Raw genomic sequence first — 17,498 nt, 5'->3', positions numbered from 1 at the left:
ATGGAAACAGTGGAAACGAGTACGCACACGAATCCGCGAACTCCGAGCGCTTGGAGTACCCGAATGGGCCTGCTTTAGGATGGCAAACTCGCGGCGAGGCGCATGGGAAATGTCTCGGAACACAAATAATGCCCTTCCCACTTCCTACTGGGAAGCGAGAGGGCTGAAAAGTTTGCTTTCACGTTACTTAGAGCTTTGTTAACCTTTTGGAACCGCCGTATGCGGACCCGCATGTACGGTGGTGTGAGAGGACGGGGGCTTGCCGCCCCCTCCTACTCGATTAGAAATTTTAGAAATTCGAATTTACCAATTCATCTATCGAAGTCTGCTCGGATGGGTCTACCTGTAAAAGCAAATCGAGTACAGCTTGATCGGTGGTGCCTGTTTTTTGCAAAGAAGCCAGATACCAGCGGGCAATCTCACGATTGGTGCTGTCGCTCAGGTCTTCACGAACTCCAAGCCTTAGAATCTCCGCTGCCTTTGCTGGTTCATTGACCATAAACTGCATTTTTCCGGCGTTAAGGATCATCGGCTGCGTCAGCTCAAAGGCATTGCCCTGCAACTGTCCTTCAGGCAAGGTCTTCAAGTGCTCGATACCATCAACTACGTGCTGGTAAGCGGACAGCCCGGTGCGGAAATAGTTGTCCTTCTGGGCTACATCTTGTTCGCCCTGCTTCTGGTGACCAAGCTCGAAGGACAGTACAATCAAGTCCTCATACCAACTCATGTCCCATGGATAACGGTTGGCGTTATCTCTAAGAACGGCATAAGCTTGCTCCAATTCACCTTTGGACTGGTAGAGCTTCATAAGCTGTCGGTACATGTTTTTATTATAAGGTTCCTTTTTTAATGCATCCAACAGCAATAATTTCTCTTGGTTGTAAAAGGTATCATCCTGGGTTTGCTCGAACCCTGCCTGCATAAGAGAACTCAAGTACAGTACTGCATCGGGATGCCCACCCCGTTTGTTAAGAGCTTTATCGAGAGAAGCTTGAATCTCCTGAAAGCTCAAGCCTGCCGAAATCATCTGTTGGCTCTTGGTGACAGTCCGGTTCGCTTGAATGTAGTTGAGAGATACAAAAATAAATATCAGCGAAGCCACAACTATCACAGAACTAAACAACCCGCGCATAATCCCTGGTTTCAGTGCAAGCTTGCCAGTCGGACGGGAATCCATTCCCGCAGCCATGCCTCCCAGGCAAAGGAACACAAGTAACCCTAGGAAGACGTAACTCATGTTAAAGTCCATTAAGCTGTGCATCAGGATTGAAAGGACGATGATGAAATAAACAAAATAGGTTTCACGCCCTTGCTCATCGGCTTTTATATAGCCACGAATATATTTGTAGAAAATAAAGCCCAGGAACACGAGCAGTACGACAAAGCCCAATAAACCTACTTCTACAATATATTGCATCACAAAGCTATGGGCTTGACGGCTGCTGTATGGATTATTTTGATAGTGTTCATATAGGGACGCCCAGCCCCCACCGCCTGCGCCGATGATCGGGTAGTCTTTAACAACCTTAATCGCATCCTTGTAAAAGGTCAGCCGTTCCAGGAAGCTGTGCTGCTGCAAATTCAAATTTTCCAGCCGCTCGCCAATGTTGCCGGGTAAGATATATTTCAGACGGGTGCTAAGGAGCAGATAAGCCAGTAAAACTACGGCTATGACAGATACCAGCGGCAGCCATAAGCTGGACAGCTTTTTTCCGGCCCAGTTGCTGGTGACTTTCACCAAGTAGGGCGCTACATAACGTTGAATGAGCCAGGCCAGTGCAGCCACAACCACTGAAGCGGCCAGCACGTAGAACCAGCCTTTTGCCGGGTCTCCAATTTTTCCCAGATGAAATTGCTGACCAAGCTCTGTTACCGGCTTGGCAATAAGCAAAGTACCTGCTCCAGCGAGCAACGTATAGAGAATCCATAGAATCTGCTTCGCTGGCTTCAGAAACAGCAGCAATATAACAAAGACGATCGGCAAGAATACCAGGCCGCCGCGCGATAAGGTCAAGAGGATCGAAAGGACAATCGGTACTAACATAAATCCGTGTATCGCTTGTACGTATGCTTTTTTAGAACGTGTGATGGCAAACACAGCTACGAAGAAGAAAGCCATCAGAAAAGCAGCATACGTATTTGGATATTGGAACACTGAGGCTAGCCGTGGACCGTTGGAATCAACCCAGACGGCTTGAATATATTTGCCATTTACAACCGTGCCTGAGAACCAGCCGACTAGAGTCGACATCGCCTTGCCTTGGCCCAGCCAGTTGAACAAGCCAAACAGAACAATGCTATAGCCTACAGTAATTACCGTGGTCTCTATAATTCGATTCGCTTTTTTGTCTTGAAGCAGGTAAAGCCCGATTATGAATATAAAGGCGCAAAGCGATTGAATCAGCACCATATTGGCAGCATAATACTGGCTAGCTGCGTTAATCAATGCGATAATATAGGTTATGGGGATGAACAGAACGATTACTGCCGTCCAGTCCCGCTGATCTTCCAGCTTGATGCTTTTGAAGAAAGCAGCCACCCAGGCTAGCATCAGCACGCTGCCTAATAGTACTGCCCAATAGATAGGCGTCTCAAAATTTAATACAAGTCCGTTAAACAATCCGGCCTGGAACGGCGCCCAGACCAAAAATAACATAAGTCCAATGATCAACACCCACAGAGAGGGAGGAAACTTTTCCCCAGTTCTCGACGCTGTGGCCTTTTTCCCGTATACTGGATTCGACACGTATTTATCTCCTTTGCGAATAGGTACGACAATTATTTTAGCATAATTTCGTTATAAGAGACCAGTGTACAAGTCAAGGCTGTTCTAATCCTAAAAGGATCAGAACAGCCTTTTTTATTAGTTGGTCTTATATTTATCGCATATAATATCTGCGGGTCCTATATCTTTAACCGAGCCCTGTTCAAGCCACAACACACGGTTACACATGTTTTTCATTTGATCAATGGAATGCGATACAAACAAAACAGTGGTACCACTTCCCATCAATTCCTTCATTTTTGCTTCTGATTTTTCTTTGAATTTATGATCCCCTACGGATAAAACTTCATCAACAATTAAAATATCAGGTTTAACAAGAGTGGCGATTGAAAATCCTAACCTGGCTCGCATACCTGATGAGTAATTTTTGATCGGGTTATGAATGAATTTTTGCAATTCAGCAAATTCAACAATTTCATCTAGTTTTTCTTTGATAAATTTTTTGGAGTAGCCAAGCAGCATACCGTTTAAATAGATATTTTCAACACCGGTAAGCTCTGAGTTAAAACCACCGCCAAGCTCAATTAATGGAACTAGTGAGCCAAACCTTTCTACAGATCCCGATGTTGGTTTCAAAATGCCGGCTACAATTTTTAATAACGTACTTTTTCCGGCTCCATTTAAACCTACAATACCAAACACTTCGCCTTTTTGAACTTCAAAGCTAACATCCTCTAGTGCAGAAAATTCCTCATAAGCTATCCTTTGGGTCATAGCATTGATGAAGACCTGCTTTAGAGAGTTGACTTTCCCACTCATCAATTTATATTTCATAGAAACTTGATCAACTTTTACTGCTATATTTTCCACTTATTTCAAACCTCGATTCCGCTACAGATAAAAAATGAACTTGTCTTGTTTTTTATAGAAAGTATACAGTCCTACGAAAATTAATATACTGGCGTATCCAAGACAAAAGAGATGGTTACTAAGTGCTGATGGAGATCCATAAATAAGCGCACTCCTGAACATTTGTACAATCAAAAAAATCGGATTCAGTTGAATAAGCGGCATAATTTTATCCGGAATGATATCGACCGGGTAAAAAATTGCTGATGCATACATCACAATTACTAGTGCTAGAGAGTAAATATGCTGCATATCTCGAAAGAAAACATAAATTGTGGAAAGGATAAGACCAACTCCAATGGAGAATAGCAGCAAATAAAATAGAGGAAAAATAAACATTAAATTAGTCCAAGAAAAATGTAAGCCACTAAAAAGCATAACGGGAATTATGGAAATCATGGATAATAGAGAATTTATAAAGGATGAACAAACTCTGGATAACGGGAAGAAGTACTTGGGCACATAAATCTTTTTTATTAATGCAGCGTTTGAAACAATAGATTGCATAGCAAAATTCGTCGTTTCTGAAAAGCATGCATAAATTAAGCGGCCAGATAAAACATAGATAGCAAAATGTTCTATTGTTGTCGAAAATAGCTCAGAAAAAATAACAGTTAATACAAGCATGAACATAAGAGGGTTCAAAACACTCCATAACAAACCAAGAACTGAATTTCTGTATTTAAGCTTTATATCTTTCTGAATCATTTCAAACATTAAGTCTTTATACTTATAAAAATTTGAGAAATATTTTTGCATTCCTTAGAGCTCCTTTATGCTTGAGGGTAATACATAACAAGATGTTAACATATTTGAATCGTCTTCTACAATGAGCGAAGGTATGCAAGATATTTTTTTCACCAGAAATAGGGCGAAAAAATTGTCCCTATTCATGTTATAATGCATTATTATGTAGAAAAATCCTATAAATCGTTATGATTACAATTTAATATAACTATAGAGTAATTATTTGGTCTGCGTATAACTAATAAGGAGATGTTAAATTTGAAATTATGTGTTATTGGTCTTGGCTACATAGGATTACCAACAGCTATCATGTTTGCTAAGCACGGAATTGAGGTACAAGGTGTGGATACAAATCTTGATGTTGTTTCCAAACTTTCGGGTGGTAAAATTCATATTGAAGAGCCTGGATTACAGGAAATGCTAGATGAAGTTATCAAATCTAAAAAGTTGAGTTTTAGTAATGTACCTAAACAAGCTGATGCGTTTATTATTTCCGTACCGACCCCTATTAATACAGATAAAACTGCGAATGTTGACTATGTCATTGCTGCTACACATTCTATTGTTCCCTATTTGAAAAAAAATAATTTGGTTATTCTTGAATCGACGGTTCCTCCTCGAACAATTGAGGATGTAGTGTTGCCGATCCTTAATGAAACAAACTTGGATGTTCAGAAAGAACTGTTTGTTTCTCATTCTCCAGAACGTGTGCTTCCTGGTCGCCTACTTGAAGAACTTGTTAGTAATGACCGGATTGTAGGGGGGATTAATCAGAAATCGTCAGAGCTAACAGCAGATTTGTATAGAAAATTTGTTAGGGGAAACATCCATTTAACTGATGCTACGACTGCAGAAATGGTGAAGTTAATGGAAAATACTTACCGCGATGTAAATATTGCGCTTGCTAATGAAATGGCCAAAATTGCAGAACATGTAGGGTTTAATGTGTGGGAAGCGATTGACCTTGCAAACTGTCATCCACGAGTAAATATTCATAAACCAGGTCCTGGTGTCGGGGGACATTGTATAGCGGTGGATCCTTGGTTTATTTATGAATCTGCCCCATCATTGGCTAACCTGGTTTATACTTCTAGAACGACAAACGATGGTATGCCTGAATTTGTAGTCAATAAAATGAAACAATTATTGCCATATGGCGACAAGATCCAGAAGACCATAGCTGTGCTAGGTCTGGCATTTAAAGGGAATATTGATGATATGAGAGAAAGCCCTGCCGTTGAAATCGTGGAACAATTAAGAGACCATTATAACTTGCAAATATTTGATCCACACGTCAGGGAGTATATTGAAGGAAGAAAGGATACGCTTGAAGAGGCAGTTATCGGTGCGGATGCCATTCTAATCCTGACTGATCATAACGAGTTTAAGCAGATCGATCCCAAGAAAATTGCATCAATTGCCGGCGGAGCCATTGTATTCGATACAAGAAATGTCGTAAATCATCAAATTTGGAGTGAGGCTGGTTTTGTCCATTACGTCTTGGGACAACCATTAACCAATCTTGCCAAATTGGGGAGTGGATATATTGAAGCCGCTAGATAAAGTTGCGGAAGCGTATTATGGCGGAATGGGGAATCAATTCTCCCGTAAGACAAGAGAACGGATTCATTGGATTTGCTCTAAGGTAACAGGAGAATCGGTGCTTGATATCGGATGCTCTCAAGGCATTGCTGAATTGATCTTGGCTAGGGAAGGGAAAAAAGCGGTAGGCATCGACATCGAAGAAAGCGTCATTGCTTACGCAAACGAGGCATTGCAGAATCAAAGCGATTCCGTCAAACGGAACGTGAAGTATTTTGTCAGCAGCGTGTTCGATTATGAGAGCGACCAAAAATTTGACACGGTTATTCTTACCGAAGTCATGGAACACTTTACATCTTCATCTTCGCTGCTCCAAAAGGTGAAAAATTTTCTGGCTGAAGAAGGTAGCATAGTAATTACAGTTCCTTTTGGAATTAACGATTATTTTGACCATAAGAAGACCTATTACATGCTGAATTTACTTGAAGAGGTAGAACCATATTTCGAAATAAACGAAATTAAGTTCTTTGGCAAATGGATTGGAGTTGTTGGCCGGAATACGACCGATCCGTCTAACGGATCGGTCGAAATCACTAGGGAATTAATCAAAAGATTAGAAGAAGCCTTTTTTTCGATCGAAAGGTCAACGGTTGACGAGCTGAGTGCAAAAGTTAAGCTCATTGATCAATTGAATGCTCGAGTTAATGAAAGTAGAGAAAAGTTAGCAGTTGTTCAAAAGGAAAATGAAAAATTAAAGGCCGTTATTTCCCAATTGGAAAGCGAAAACAAGAAGTTAAAGCAGTCAGATAACGAGTTGATGAACCGAAATGAGCTGGATGCGACAATAAATCAATTAAATCACAGTCTTTCATCCTGCAAGGACAGAGTCGAAGAGTTGGAGAAAGCAGTCGAAGTTAAAAATAAAGAGTTGTTGACCAGATTGGGTAGCGAGGAACAAACCTTAAGAAAGTACAAGGATTCCATCTTTGACTACAATCAATTGGAGGCCAAATACGCAAATATGTCTAAAAAATACAATTTGCTAAGTAATGCTAAACTTGGGCGTCTCACTTTGAATTATTGGAAGTTTAGAAAAAGAATTCCTAAGGATTTTTAATAAAATCAACCTTAAGGAGATAAATATGGGCTTAAGCTATATAGAAGAAAAGTTGAATGAAATTCGGCTTAAAAGGGCTGGAATCTTAAAAGAAATGAACTTATCTCCGGATTTTGAAACAGCAGAAGGCACTTTTTTTAAGGGGAGTTTGAGTTTTCGAAGGGAATTCGATCAGTTACAGGACATGAAAATTGCATGCATCATGGATGAGTTCACCTATAATTCGTTTTCTCCGGAATGTCATCTTTTACAGATTACGCCGCAAAATTGGTATAGACAGATGGAGTCGCTACAGCCGGACTTGTTCTTTTTGGAATCCGCCTGGCTTGGTATAGGAGAGCTATGGAAAACCAAAGTTCCTCATCTGAGTAATGAATTAATTGAGGTATTAAGCTACTGCCAAAAAAAGAATATCCCTATCGTATTCTGGAATAAGGAAGATCCAATCCATTTCGAGACTTTCTTGGCTACAGCAAAATACGCCGATTTTGTCTTTACTACGGATATAGACTGTATTAAGAAATATAAGACGTTGTTGAAACATAATCGTGTTTATTTGATGCCGTTTGCTGCGCAATTAAAGAACCACAACCCGATAGAACTGTACGATAGAGCTGATAAGTTCTGTTTTGCTGGTGCTTATTATAAGCGTTATCCTGACCGGAATCGTGACTTAGAAACATTTATTGAGGCAATCACGCCAACCAAAGGGTTGGATATTTACGATAGAAACTTCTATAAAAATGATCCGAATTATGCCTTTCCGAGCAGTTATAAGAAGTATATCGTAGGAAACTTGAAGCCGGAGGAAATAGATAAGGCGTACAAAGGATATCGCTTTAACATTAATATGAATTCGGTGAAGCAATCCCAGAGCATGTGCGCACGCAGAGTTTTCGAGCTTCTTGCATCCAACACGGTGACGATTAGCAATTATTCCCGGGCTGTTAGAAACCTGCTTGGTGATTTGGTCGTTTGTACCGATGACGGGAAGCAATTGAGTGATCAAGTCAGCAAATTTGCGGACGAAGAATATTACAACAGATTTAGATTGCTTGGCTTAAGAAAAGTGCTGACGGAACATACGTATACCAACCGTTTGAGTTATATCGTAAATATTGTATATGAAAATAAACTGAAGACTGAACCTGCTCGCGCTGCTGTTATAGCTCATGTTAAGTCCAAGGATGAATTTGAGCATATTAATCGTCAACATCAAAGACAGGCTTACAAAACAACCCGGCTATTCATCGTTTCTGAAATTAGCGATCTGGAAGCGGGTAATGAGAATGTGGAAATCATACACGAGCTAACAGAAGAAGTGGCAAGACGCATTCAGGCGGAGTTCGACTACGCTCTCTTTTTCTCTGCCAATGATTATTATGGAAAACACTATATTAACGATCTCATGCTGGCTAACAAATATGCGGATTTTCCTGTTTACACGAAAGATGTGTATTTCAAAAATGATGAACAGATTGCAAAAACAGCGAGCGGAAAAGTATATAGCTCTGTAACTTCTTATGCATTGCGCAGATCTGCAATCAGAATAGCTGATTGCTCGATTGAGAATCTCATAGAGTACGCATGTGATATCGAAGGCAGATGTATATCTTCCGGCCGGGCATTCTCCATAGACGAATACAACTACTGTGAAAATTATACAGGCGAGAATTGCTCAAGGGTTGACGACTTGATACTCGCGGACCAAGGAATCGCATTAGAGGAAATTTACCGCAAAGCCGAGGCCATCAAGCCGGGAGTTCAATCGACGAATTCCATTCATATTTCTCCCAAAGAGTTGTATGAAATGATCGAGAAGTCGAATAAGGTAAATCTTAAAAACCAAAATGATGGATTACTTGTTGAATCCAAATTGAGAGACAGCCATGAGTATGTGTATTTAAATAAACTTTACAGAATTGACGACCTGGGATTTGTTTCAGACATTGACGTTTATTTAGACGTGAACTTTATTTCTAAGTTCAGCGTGGACATTGTCGTGATAACTCTTGATCGCAATGAGAGAAAAATAGACAGCATTGTCAAACCAAGCTCACGAAAAATTCAAATCAAACTTGCACCAGAAGTAAAGTATATTAAATTGGGTATAAGATTTTCCGGTGTAGGACATTGCAAAATTAAAAGTATCTTGGTCGGGAACATTGATCTGGACAATGGATGTTTCTTGAGCAAGTCGAATATTCTTCTTGTTGCAGACAATTACCCCGACTACGAAAATCTATACAGATATGGTTTTATTCATAGCAGAATGTTCGAGTACAAGAATGTTGGAAAAATGGTCGATATGTTCAAGTTTAATAATCGAATATCAAGCAATTATAGCGAATTTTCCGGGATCGATGTTACTAGCGGTTATTTTGAGGAATTTAACAATGCGATTATGAACGGTGGATACGACACACTATTAATACATTTCTTGAACGAGACGATTTGGAGAGGAATGAAGAGTTTTTTATCCAACAAGCGAATAATCATTTGGGTCCATGGTTCGGAAATTCAACCATGGTGGCGTAGAGACTACAACTATACAACTACTCAGCAGCTTGAAAAGGCAAAGAAAGAATCCGAAGGGAGACTTAAACTTTGGGAGAAAGTTTTTGCTGCGGCTACCAATAAAGAATACAATATCCATTTCGTATTCGTGTCTAATTATTTCGCCGAGGAAGTTTTTGAGGACCATAAGGTTCGTTTGCCAAAAGACAAATACACAATTATTCATAATTATATCAACACAGATTTATTTAATTATGAAGAAAAAGATGTAGAACTGAGAAAGAAAATTCTTTCGATCAGACCTTTTGCAAGCAATAAATATGCCAATGATTTGACTGTAAAGGCTATTCAGCATTTGTCCAAAGATCCAATCTTTAAGCAATTGGAATTTACTATTATAGGTAAAGGAGAGCTTTTTGAGTCAACTTTAAAACCTATAAAGAAATTTAGGAATGTTAGAGTGGAAGAGAGATTCCTGGACCAGAAAGAGATTTCTGCTATGCATAAAAAGTATGGTGTATTTTTAGTTCCTACCCGGATGGATTCGCAGGGCGTATCCAGAGACGAGGCAATGTCATCCGGTTTGGTACCGATTACGAATAACCTGACAGCAATTCCTGAGTTTGTGGATAATGATTGCGGAATTCTTGTAGATCCAGAAGACTACGAGGGTCTGGCAGAAGGTATTAAAACTATGTTTTATAATCCCGAGCTGTACTCCCAACTTTCCAAAGCGGCAGCTAATAGAGTTCGAATACAAAGCGGAAAAAAGGCAACCATCGAGAAAGAACTTTCTATGATTTTTGATTATGAAGGAGAATACGTAAGGGAACGTGAATTATGTGAAAAAACTGATCATTATTCCAGCTTTTAACGAGGCTCAAAACTTGGATAAAGTAATTGGGGATATTAAACAATTTACAAGGGGATTTGATTATATAATCGTCAATGATTGCTCAACGGATAATACCCTTCAATTATGTAAGAAAAAATCTTATAATGTTTTGAACCTCTCTACTAATTTGGGTATTGGAGGCTGCGTCCAGGCAGGATATAAGTATGCCAAAGAGCATGGCTATGATATTGCCGTTCAGTTTGACGGCGATGCTCAGCACAATGCAAAGTATATTAATGATATGTATCAATACTTAATTGACCGTAATGTCGATATGGTCATTGGTTCGAGATTTATTGAAAAGAGTGGTTTCCAGTCTTCGAAACTAAGACGAGTCGGAATAAAGTTCATTAGTTTCTTGATAAGAGTTCTGGTTCGTAAAAACATTACAGATCCAACCTCCGGATTTAGAATGGTGAACAAAAGTGTGATTGATTCGCTATGTGATTATTACCCCACAGATTATCCTGAACCAGAAAGTATCGTAAGTATCTCAAGACAAGGATTTAGGGTAAGCGAAATACCTGTTGAAATGAATGAAAGATTAAACGGGGAGTCCTCGATAAATTTGACAAGATCGGTATATTATATGTTAAAGGTTTCGTTGGCGATCTTGATAGACTCCTTGAAAGATAAAAGGGGTAGAGTGAATTAAATGGAACTAAAATTACAAATTCTCCTTCTATCCTGCTGTTTGATCACATTGATTGTAATAATTAATATGATTAAGAAAGAAAAAATAGATTTAAAGTATTCACTTTTGTGGATATTAATTTGTATCAGTATTGGGACTTTGAGTTTGTTTTCGAATAGCATTACTTTTATCGCTCACATCATGGGGGTTGCAACGCCAGTCAATGCTTTGTTTTTTCTTGGTCTTATATCTGTCTTATTTATTTTGTTTACGTTAACCATTGCGGAATCGAGGAAGTCGAAAAGAATCAAAGAGTTAACCCAAAGATTGGCGATACTAGAGAACAAATTAGAATCTTTGGAAAAACATTTTGATTTGGATTAATTCGAGGAGTTGGCACATGCTGAGTAAATTATTAAAAAAGAATTTCAGTCTTTTCATGTATGCGTTGGTCATACTAATTCTCAGTCTGATCCTTAGTATTTTGGCATATACAAAAACTGAACCTAAAATTGATATGTCTCCAATTTATGAATCATTTAACGATTATTCCATAAGTGTCTTGGATAAGAACCCTGTAAAAAAAGTTGCGGATAGGGTGTTTATAACGGAATGGAAATCCGGTCAGGAGCCGTACTATATACAAATGTTTGATCAAGGATTTGGTGCACCTCCAAGCGAAGCCTATAGTGAATTTTCGGAAATCCCTCAAGGGAAAGATAAGATGCAAATTGATTTCAAAATTGCTGGAACGCAAAATACCAATTTAACGGTTTTCCTAATGTTTTACGACGAAAATGAAAGATTAAAAGATGACATTCGTACAATAACTTTGCAAAACCCACGCAATAAAGAAAACAGTAATACTGGGAGTTTAGAGATTCTTTCGGTAAGATCTGTTCTTAAATCTAACTATAAGTATTTTAAAATAGCCGTAAAGGTCTTTCCTCCCGCCGGGACAGATGGGTTTGTAAGGTTAGAAGATCTGGACATAATGTATAGATAAGTGAGGATGGGGATGACAATAATCAAAAGAATTCAGAACGAAAAGAGCATTATAATCATTTTACTGCTTGCATTGTGTATCAGATTATTGACACTGGCCAACTATCAAAACGAATTGACACTCTTTAGTGATGATATGAGATACGTAATTACTGGTGTTGATTTTATTAAATCAGGTCATATCACTTACGGAGGAAATACTGAACCGACTGTTTTTATGATGCCGGGTATGGCTTTTTTACTCGGTATTATATTTAAAATTACAGGATATACTTCAACAGGTCTTATATTTGCTAGAGTTCCATTTCTAATCTTTGGCTTGTTATCAATTTTGGGTGTGTATTTGCTTTCGAAGAGACTCTTTAATAAGACTATAGGAATCATAGCTGCTTTTTTGCTTGCTCTATCCTTTCCTCATATTGTTATTGACAATATGTTTTTAACGGAATCACCTTTTACCTGCGTTTTAATTTATTTTGTTTGCTGGACTATTAGGTATTGTGACACCAAAAAGAACACTGATTTTATCATTTTACTGAGCTTATATTTAATTGGATTAATCTTCAAGCCTACGATTGCTGCTTTGCCAATTGTCTTTTTACCATATTTTATGGTTAAGAAATTTCCGTTGAAACTAATTATTAATAGAGCTGTTTATGCGATAATAATCATTCTTCTATTCATGATGCCTTGGTGGATAAGAAATTATCAAGCTGTCGGTGAGTTTTTACCCTTTACCGGAAACCAAGGGGATACTAAATTGCTAGGTACCTTTCAGGGATTCGGCTATCCCAACGAAGATCTCAATAAAATTAACGATATGTTAAATCAAAAGGATCGGGAAGGGGAATATAAACTTAGGTACTTTAAGTATAAGGAGAAGGGGGAAATAGCTAATCAAAGAATTAGCAAATGGATTAAGGAGGAGCCTTACAAATTTGCTTATACATTTTTGATCTATAAACCATATAAAATAATCAGCGATCCATACTATTCCAGTATGATTTTTGATATCAAAGGAAGTGTTATAAAGTTTTTTCATAGAATATTAGAATACTTTTCAGGAATTGGTGTTATCTACTGGCTATTTCGATATAAAAAAAATGCATTCAAAACGGGGATATTGTTGATTTTATTATTGTTGCTCTATTTTATATATGTAAACTCTTATTATTTGGCTCTTGCAAGATATGCCTTGTACTTTTTACCATTTATTTTCATCTTATCATCTTATGGTGTCTATATTAGTATGGAGGCTATAAAATTTTATACCGGAAAAATTATATCAAAATATTCAACTGAAATTTAAATTATGGGCTAGGGGTTTTTCTATCGTCCTAAATAAAATTATGAAGAGGCTTGAAAATTATGGGTATATTATTCATGGTTTTTTGTAGTGAATATAGAGGTGTTAAATGAATAATGATTCAAAATTTAGCTTTGTGAAAAGTAAAACCTTTCTTAATTTTATAAAGTATGGCTTAGTAGGAGTTCTAGGGACTATAGTGCATACTGCAATTCTAACATTATGTGTAGAGTTCTTGAATATTAATCCTAAATATTCGACAGTTCTAGGTTTTATAGGATCCCTGATTTTGTCTTTCAAGCTAAATTCTATTTGGACTTTTAAAGGAACGAAGAATAGTTTTTTTAAGTATGCAGCTGTGTGTTCTGTTGGGTTGCTGCTTAATGTGTTTATTATGATCCTTTTTGTAGACATACTTCGTTATTCTTATCTAATTGGGCAAGGTGTAGCAATTATATTAATACCTATTTTCAATTTTACCTTATCAAGATATTGGGTATTTTCTGCAACAAACAGGAAAACAGGCTGAGGATAAAGCAATTTGGAGAAATCGAAGCAATTAAATAGATCGGAGAGGGAAAATGAAGGGGATTACGATTTTCGGTAGTTGCGTCACTAGAGATGTGTTTAGAGTAGCAGAGTACCCTGAGAATATTAACTATTTTGCACGTTCTTCACTAATTAGCATAATGTCAGAGCCGCTTTCGATAAGTAATGAAGAAATAAAATTAGAATCTAATTTCCAAAAGAACATGGTTTTACATGATTTTCGAAAGGATTTCTTTGAGGAGAAATGGACAAGGGGAAATTTCATTGTTATCGATTTTATTGACGAGCGGTTTGATGTAATGAAGTATGGAAAAAGTTATGTTACACGTTCCAATGAGTTTGTGAACGGAAAAGTAATTGATGTTCGTCCCTTTAAGCGTATATCTCGATTCCAACAATCCACCCACGAATTGTGGAAACAGTCCTGTTTATTATTTTTTGATCGGCTTCTAGCACAGGTATCGAATGAAGATGTGCTGATTCATGAAACTTACTGGGCGAAAAATTATATTGAGGACAGACAATTGAAGGAGTATCCTAACCTCGCTTTAATAGAAGCAAATAATAATATGCTGGAGGCTTATTATGATTTCCTAAGATCCGCCTATCCGGGACTTCGATTTGTTTCATCTCCACGTATTGGAAATAAGGATCATACTTGGGGTCTAAGTCCTGTCCATTATACGGATGAATACTATATGAATATATATGAACAGATAATTAGTTGAGAAATGAAGTGCTAGATAAAATGGACGATATCTTGTTGATAAAGTCAAAAATAAGTATGTGGCTGGTTTAAGTATCATCTCCATTCTTTAAATGAAGGTATCAGTAAGCTTATTTCATAATTAATCGATGTGTTCTTTGATTCGAGGTTTTTTCGTTTAAGGAAAAGAATTAGAAATGAGCTTTTAGATTTCATTACAGTCTAAAATTCATGGATATTTAAAGATTTAAATAATAAAATGATTGATCCATATGTGTTTAACAGTTTTAATAAAGATCCCCATCTACTAGCCAAATGTCATGATATAATTTCAAGATTAGTTGTATTATTGAACAACAAAAAAACTGTTAGTTCATTCTGTAGAGTTTTTTTAATTCATTTAATCTATTTTGATGGAATAAATGGATTACGAATTTTAGAAAAATCAGCGAGTACGATAAATCTCCATTATTCCGGAAGCCAATACCAATTAAGTTGTATTCTGCAAGACAAGTTGAATGGAGAACGTCTTAAGGTTGTGTGGTTCAGTATCATCGGAGAAACCTCTTCACGATAAGTTGAGCGCTAAAGATGTTCTTCCGGTTTTAAAAAAAGTTACCATGAGTAAGTTAAGTCCTCAACCTTGTGGTACTCAAATCAGATTTATTGCAGAGGCTTCAGGGAATGACTTGAATTATGCTTGGTATGTTTATAAAGGAGAAACAAGGATCTTAACTAAATGGTATAGCTTAAACAACTATTTTGATTGGTCTCCAAATGAGTCGGGAAATTATAAAATATGTATTTTCATAAAGGATAAATTGGGATATATGATATCTAAATTATTGGATGAATATATAATTGAGTCTATGAACGAGAGACAATAGATAAAATGATGAATACTTTATTAAATACATATGATATTTGTTTGTTGAATAAGACCCAAGAAATGCTGGAGAACTAGTTAAAAACAAGGAGTGGTCGCTTGCAAACCAAGTCAAAGATGGCCTATATAATGCACGTAGACTGGAATTGGATTAAGCAGCGTCCCCATTTTTTGTATGAGGAGCTATCCCGATATTATTCCGTTGATCTATTCTACATTGAAAAACTGTATGGGAGTGAGGCTGGAGGGAACCGGAATTCACGGGATGTATTTTCAGAGTCTAAGGTTCGTACACTGAAGAAACTCCCGATGTCAGGGAGATTCAAAGGCCTGAGAATGATCGAGGGGCTAATGAACCGGTCTATTCATCAATCCTTAAAGCAGTATGAGTATATTTGGATAACCTCGCCTCTACTACTTGATTTTATTTCTCTGAGTCAGCTAGAAGACAAGATCGTGATATACGATTGTATGGATGATTTCTTGGGATTTTACTCAGGAGAACCTAGGTCAGACAGACTTCGAGATTTGGAGGTTCGATTGATCAAGCGAGCTGATTGGGTCATTACTTCTTCGGAGTATTTGAAGAACAAGATGATTAATTCTTATCGTGCATACCTGACTATGGAACCGATCAAAGTAAACAATGGTATCAGTCCGTCCATAATGAAAAAGGATGAGAAGGCTTCCTATTTGAGATCAGAGATTAATAACCCGGATTTGTTGAACCTCATGTACATTGGTACAATTGGGAAATGGATGGACTTCGATTTAATTGTACGGGTTCTGGATCAGGTTCCTGAAAGTATGTTTACCTTGGTAGGTCCAGTCGAGACAAAAGTTCCGTCACATCCCCGGATTCATTGCGCAGGAACAGTGAAGCACGATCAATTGCCCGAAGTTGCCCAAATTGCGGATGCCTTGGTTATGCCGTTTGTACTAAATGAACTTGTACGAGCGGTAGATCCTGTTAAAATGTATGAATATATTTATTTTAATAAACCTATTCTGGCAATTGATTACGCTGAAATGCAAAAATTTAAAGCGTTTGTTCATCTCTATTCAGAAGAAAGAGATTTAATTAATCTTGTACAAAAAGTACGGGATAACAAGATAGAGCGTTATTCACATATGGATGCGCTAAATTTCTTGCAAAATAACACGTGGGAAAAAAGATGTCAGGATATAGTTCGTATCCTGGAAGGAGCACATCAATGAAAGCCATCATCCTAGCCGGGGGCACCGGCTCACGATTATATCCATTAACAAAAGTGACCAATAAACATCTTCTCCCTGTAGGCAAATACCCTATGGTCTTCCATGCTGTGCATAAGCTAAAGCAAGCAGGACTAACTGATATCCTTGTTGTCACTGGTAAAGAACACATGGGAGATGTTGTAAGCTTACTAGGTAGTGGAAGTGAAATTGGAGTTTCTTTCACCTATAAGGTGCAGGATGAGGCCGGAGGCATTGCCCAAGCTCTTGGGTTGGCCGAGCAATTTGTTGGTACTGATCAGATGGTGGTAATCTTGGGTGACAACGTTTTTGCGGATGATATAACGCAATATGTGGAACATTTTAAGAACCAGTCCTTCGGGGCTAAAATTCTTATACAGAAGGTTCCTGACCCGGCTCGCTTTGGCGTTCCTGAACTTGAAGGAGAACATATTGTATCGATTGAAGAAAAGCCTGAAAAACCTAAGTCGAGCTATGCCGTGACCGGTATTTATATGTTTGATCATCATGTTTTTGAAATTATTCGTAGTTTAAAGCCATCTGCACGAGGTGAATTGGAGATCACCGATGTGAATAATGCATATATTGAACGAGGAGAACTTACTTTTGACGTGCTGCGAGGCTGGTGGACGGATGCAGGGACTCATGCTTCGTTAGCCAGAGCTAATGAATTGGCCAAGGATTTGACCCTTGGTGAAGAATTTGGCAAACTCAAGCTATAGTT

At 38.0% G+C, this 17,498-nt stretch carries 14 protein-coding genes and 1 pseudogene; 12 read left to right on the top strand and 3 right to left on the bottom strand.

The genetic code is table 11. The features are described from left to right. Window positions 1-202 (top strand): annotated as a pseudogene (locus tag C557_RS25630) (group II intron reverse transcriptase/maturase); the annotation flags it as partial. A gap of 87 nt (window positions 203-289) precedes the next feature. Here the strand turns inward: C557_RS25630 and C557_RS0121320 are convergent. The 3 genes from C557_RS0121320 to C557_RS0121310 all read right to left on the bottom strand — a co-directional run bounded on the left by C557_RS0121320 (window position 290) and on the right by C557_RS0121310 (window position 4,393). After that, on the bottom strand, window positions 290-2,746 hold the full coding sequence (locus C557_RS0121320; protein WP_018753885.1) for an O-antigen ligase family protein: 2,457 nt from the start codon (window positions 2,744-2,746) through the stop codon (window positions 290-292). A 117-nt stretch (window positions 2,747-2,863) separates the two neighbouring features. Beyond that, window positions 2,864-3,595 carry an ABC transporter ATP-binding protein gene (locus C557_RS0121315; RefSeq protein ID WP_018753884.1) on the bottom strand — a complete coding sequence of 244 codons (732 nt, stop codon included), beginning with the start codon at window positions 3,593-3,595 and terminating at the stop codon, window positions 2,864-2,866. Between the two features lie 21 nt (window positions 3,596-3,616). After that, window positions 3,617-4,393 carry an ABC transporter permease gene (locus tag C557_RS0121310; RefSeq protein WP_018753883.1) on the bottom strand — a complete coding sequence of 259 codons (777 nt, stop codon included), beginning with the start codon at window positions 4,391-4,393 and terminating at the stop codon, window positions 3,617-3,619. Between the two features lie 237 nt (window positions 4,394-4,630). Between C557_RS0121310 and C557_RS0121305 the strand changes: the two genes are divergently transcribed. The 11 genes from C557_RS0121305 to C557_RS0121250 all read left to right on the top strand — a co-directional run bounded on the left by C557_RS0121305 (window position 4,631) and on the right by C557_RS0121250 (window position 17,496). After that, the gene (locus C557_RS0121305) at window positions 4,631-5,944 is read left to right on the top strand and encodes a nucleotide sugar dehydrogenase (RefSeq protein ID WP_040677464.1); all 1,314 of its coding nucleotides are present in this window, start codon (window positions 4,631-4,633) and stop codon (window positions 5,942-5,944) included. Beyond that, window positions 5,928-7,040: a class I SAM-dependent methyltransferase gene (locus C557_RS24290; RefSeq protein WP_018753881.1), complete on the top strand. Its 1,113-nt coding sequence runs from the start codon at window positions 5,928-5,930 to the stop codon at window positions 7,038-7,040. The genes C557_RS0121305 and C557_RS24290 overlap by 17 nt, the downstream gene beginning before the upstream one ends. A gap of 25 nt (window positions 7,041-7,065) precedes the next feature. Beyond that, on the top strand, window positions 7,066-10,431 hold the full coding sequence (locus C557_RS23915) for a glycosyltransferase (protein ID WP_018753880.1): 3,366 nt from the start codon (window positions 7,066-7,068) through the stop codon (window positions 10,429-10,431). After that, on the top strand, window positions 10,400-11,107 hold the full coding sequence (locus tag C557_RS0121290) for a glycosyltransferase family 2 protein (RefSeq protein WP_026263617.1): 708 nt from the start codon (window positions 10,400-10,402) through the stop codon (window positions 11,105-11,107). Before C557_RS23915 ends, C557_RS0121290 begins: the two co-directional genes overlap by 32 nt. After that, entirely contained in the window at window positions 11,108-11,470 is a 363-nt protein-coding gene (locus tag C557_RS0121285; RefSeq protein WP_018753878.1) for a DUF2304 domain-containing protein, read from the top strand. A 16-nt stretch (window positions 11,471-11,486) separates the two neighbouring features. After that, window positions 11,487-12,092 (top strand): hypothetical protein, encoded by a 606-nt coding sequence (locus C557_RS0121280; RefSeq protein ID WP_018753877.1) that lies wholly within the window; start codon window positions 11,487-11,489, stop codon window positions 12,090-12,092. A 12-nt stretch (window positions 12,093-12,104) separates the two neighbouring features. Next, window positions 12,105-13,400 carry an ArnT family glycosyltransferase gene (locus C557_RS0121275; RefSeq protein WP_018753876.1) on the top strand — a complete coding sequence of 432 codons (1,296 nt, stop codon included), beginning with the start codon at window positions 12,105-12,107 and terminating at the stop codon, window positions 13,398-13,400. A 106-nt stretch (window positions 13,401-13,506) separates the two neighbouring features. Continuing rightward, complete coding sequence (locus tag C557_RS25750) at window positions 13,507-13,926, top strand: GtrA family protein (protein WP_018753875.1); 420 nt, start codon at window positions 13,507-13,509, stop codon at window positions 13,924-13,926. Window positions 13,927-13,978: 52 nt separating this feature from the next. After that, window positions 13,979-14,674 carry a DUF6270 domain-containing protein gene (locus C557_RS0121265; RefSeq protein WP_018753874.1) on the top strand — a complete coding sequence of 232 codons (696 nt, stop codon included), beginning with the start codon at window positions 13,979-13,981 and terminating at the stop codon, window positions 14,672-14,674. A gap of 1,404 nt (window positions 14,675-16,078) precedes the next feature. Beyond that, window positions 16,079-16,756, top strand: a complete 678-nt coding sequence (locus C557_RS25085) for a glycosyltransferase family protein (protein ID WP_154656307.1) — start codon at window positions 16,079-16,081, stop codon at window positions 16,754-16,756. Beyond that, window positions 16,753-17,496, top strand: coding sequence for a sugar phosphate nucleotidyltransferase (locus tag C557_RS0121250; protein ID WP_018753871.1), 744 nt, complete (start codon window positions 16,753-16,755; stop codon window positions 17,494-17,496). Before C557_RS25085 ends, C557_RS0121250 begins: the two co-directional genes overlap by 4 nt. Window positions 17,497-17,498 lie beyond the last annotated feature (2 nt).

The sequence above is a fragment of the Paenibacillus sanguinis 2301083 = DSM 16941 genome (assembly GCF_000374825.1).
GTDB lineage: Bacteria > Bacillota > Bacilli > Paenibacillales > Paenibacillaceae > Fontibacillus > Fontibacillus sanguinis.
This window is presented reverse-complemented; position numbering and strand designations above follow the sequence as displayed.

Bases quoted from the DNA above. Each gene is read 5' to 3' on its own strand.
- C557_RS0121310 (WP_018753883.1), bottom strand. From the start codon at position 4,393: ATGCAAAAATATTTCTCAAATTTTTATAAGTATAAAGACTTAATGTTT.
- C557_RS0121305 (WP_040677464.1), top strand. From the start codon at position 4,631: ATGTTAAATTTGAAATTATGTGTTATTGGTCTTGGCTACATAGGATTA.
- C557_RS23915 (WP_018753880.1), top strand. From the start codon at position 7,066: ATGGGCTTAAGCTATATAGAAGAAAAGTTGAATGAAATTCGGCTTAAA.
- C557_RS0121285 (WP_018753878.1), top strand. From the start codon at position 11,108: ATGGAACTAAAATTACAAATTCTCCTTCTATCCTGCTGTTTGATCACA.
- C557_RS0121280 (WP_018753877.1), top strand. From the start codon at position 11,487: ATGCTGAGTAAATTATTAAAAAAGAATTTCAGTCTTTTCATGTATGCG.
- C557_RS0121275 (WP_018753876.1), top strand. From the start codon at position 12,105: ATGACAATAATCAAAAGAATTCAGAACGAAAAGAGCATTATAATCATT.
- C557_RS25750 (WP_018753875.1), top strand. From the start codon at position 13,507: ATGAATAATGATTCAAAATTTAGCTTTGTGAAAAGTAAAACCTTTCTT.
- C557_RS0121265 (WP_018753874.1), top strand. From the start codon at position 13,979: ATGAAGGGGATTACGATTTTCGGTAGTTGCGTCACTAGAGATGTGTTT.
- C557_RS0121250 (WP_018753871.1), top strand. From the start codon at position 16,753: ATGAAAGCCATCATCCTAGCCGGGGGCACCGGCTCACGATTATATCCA.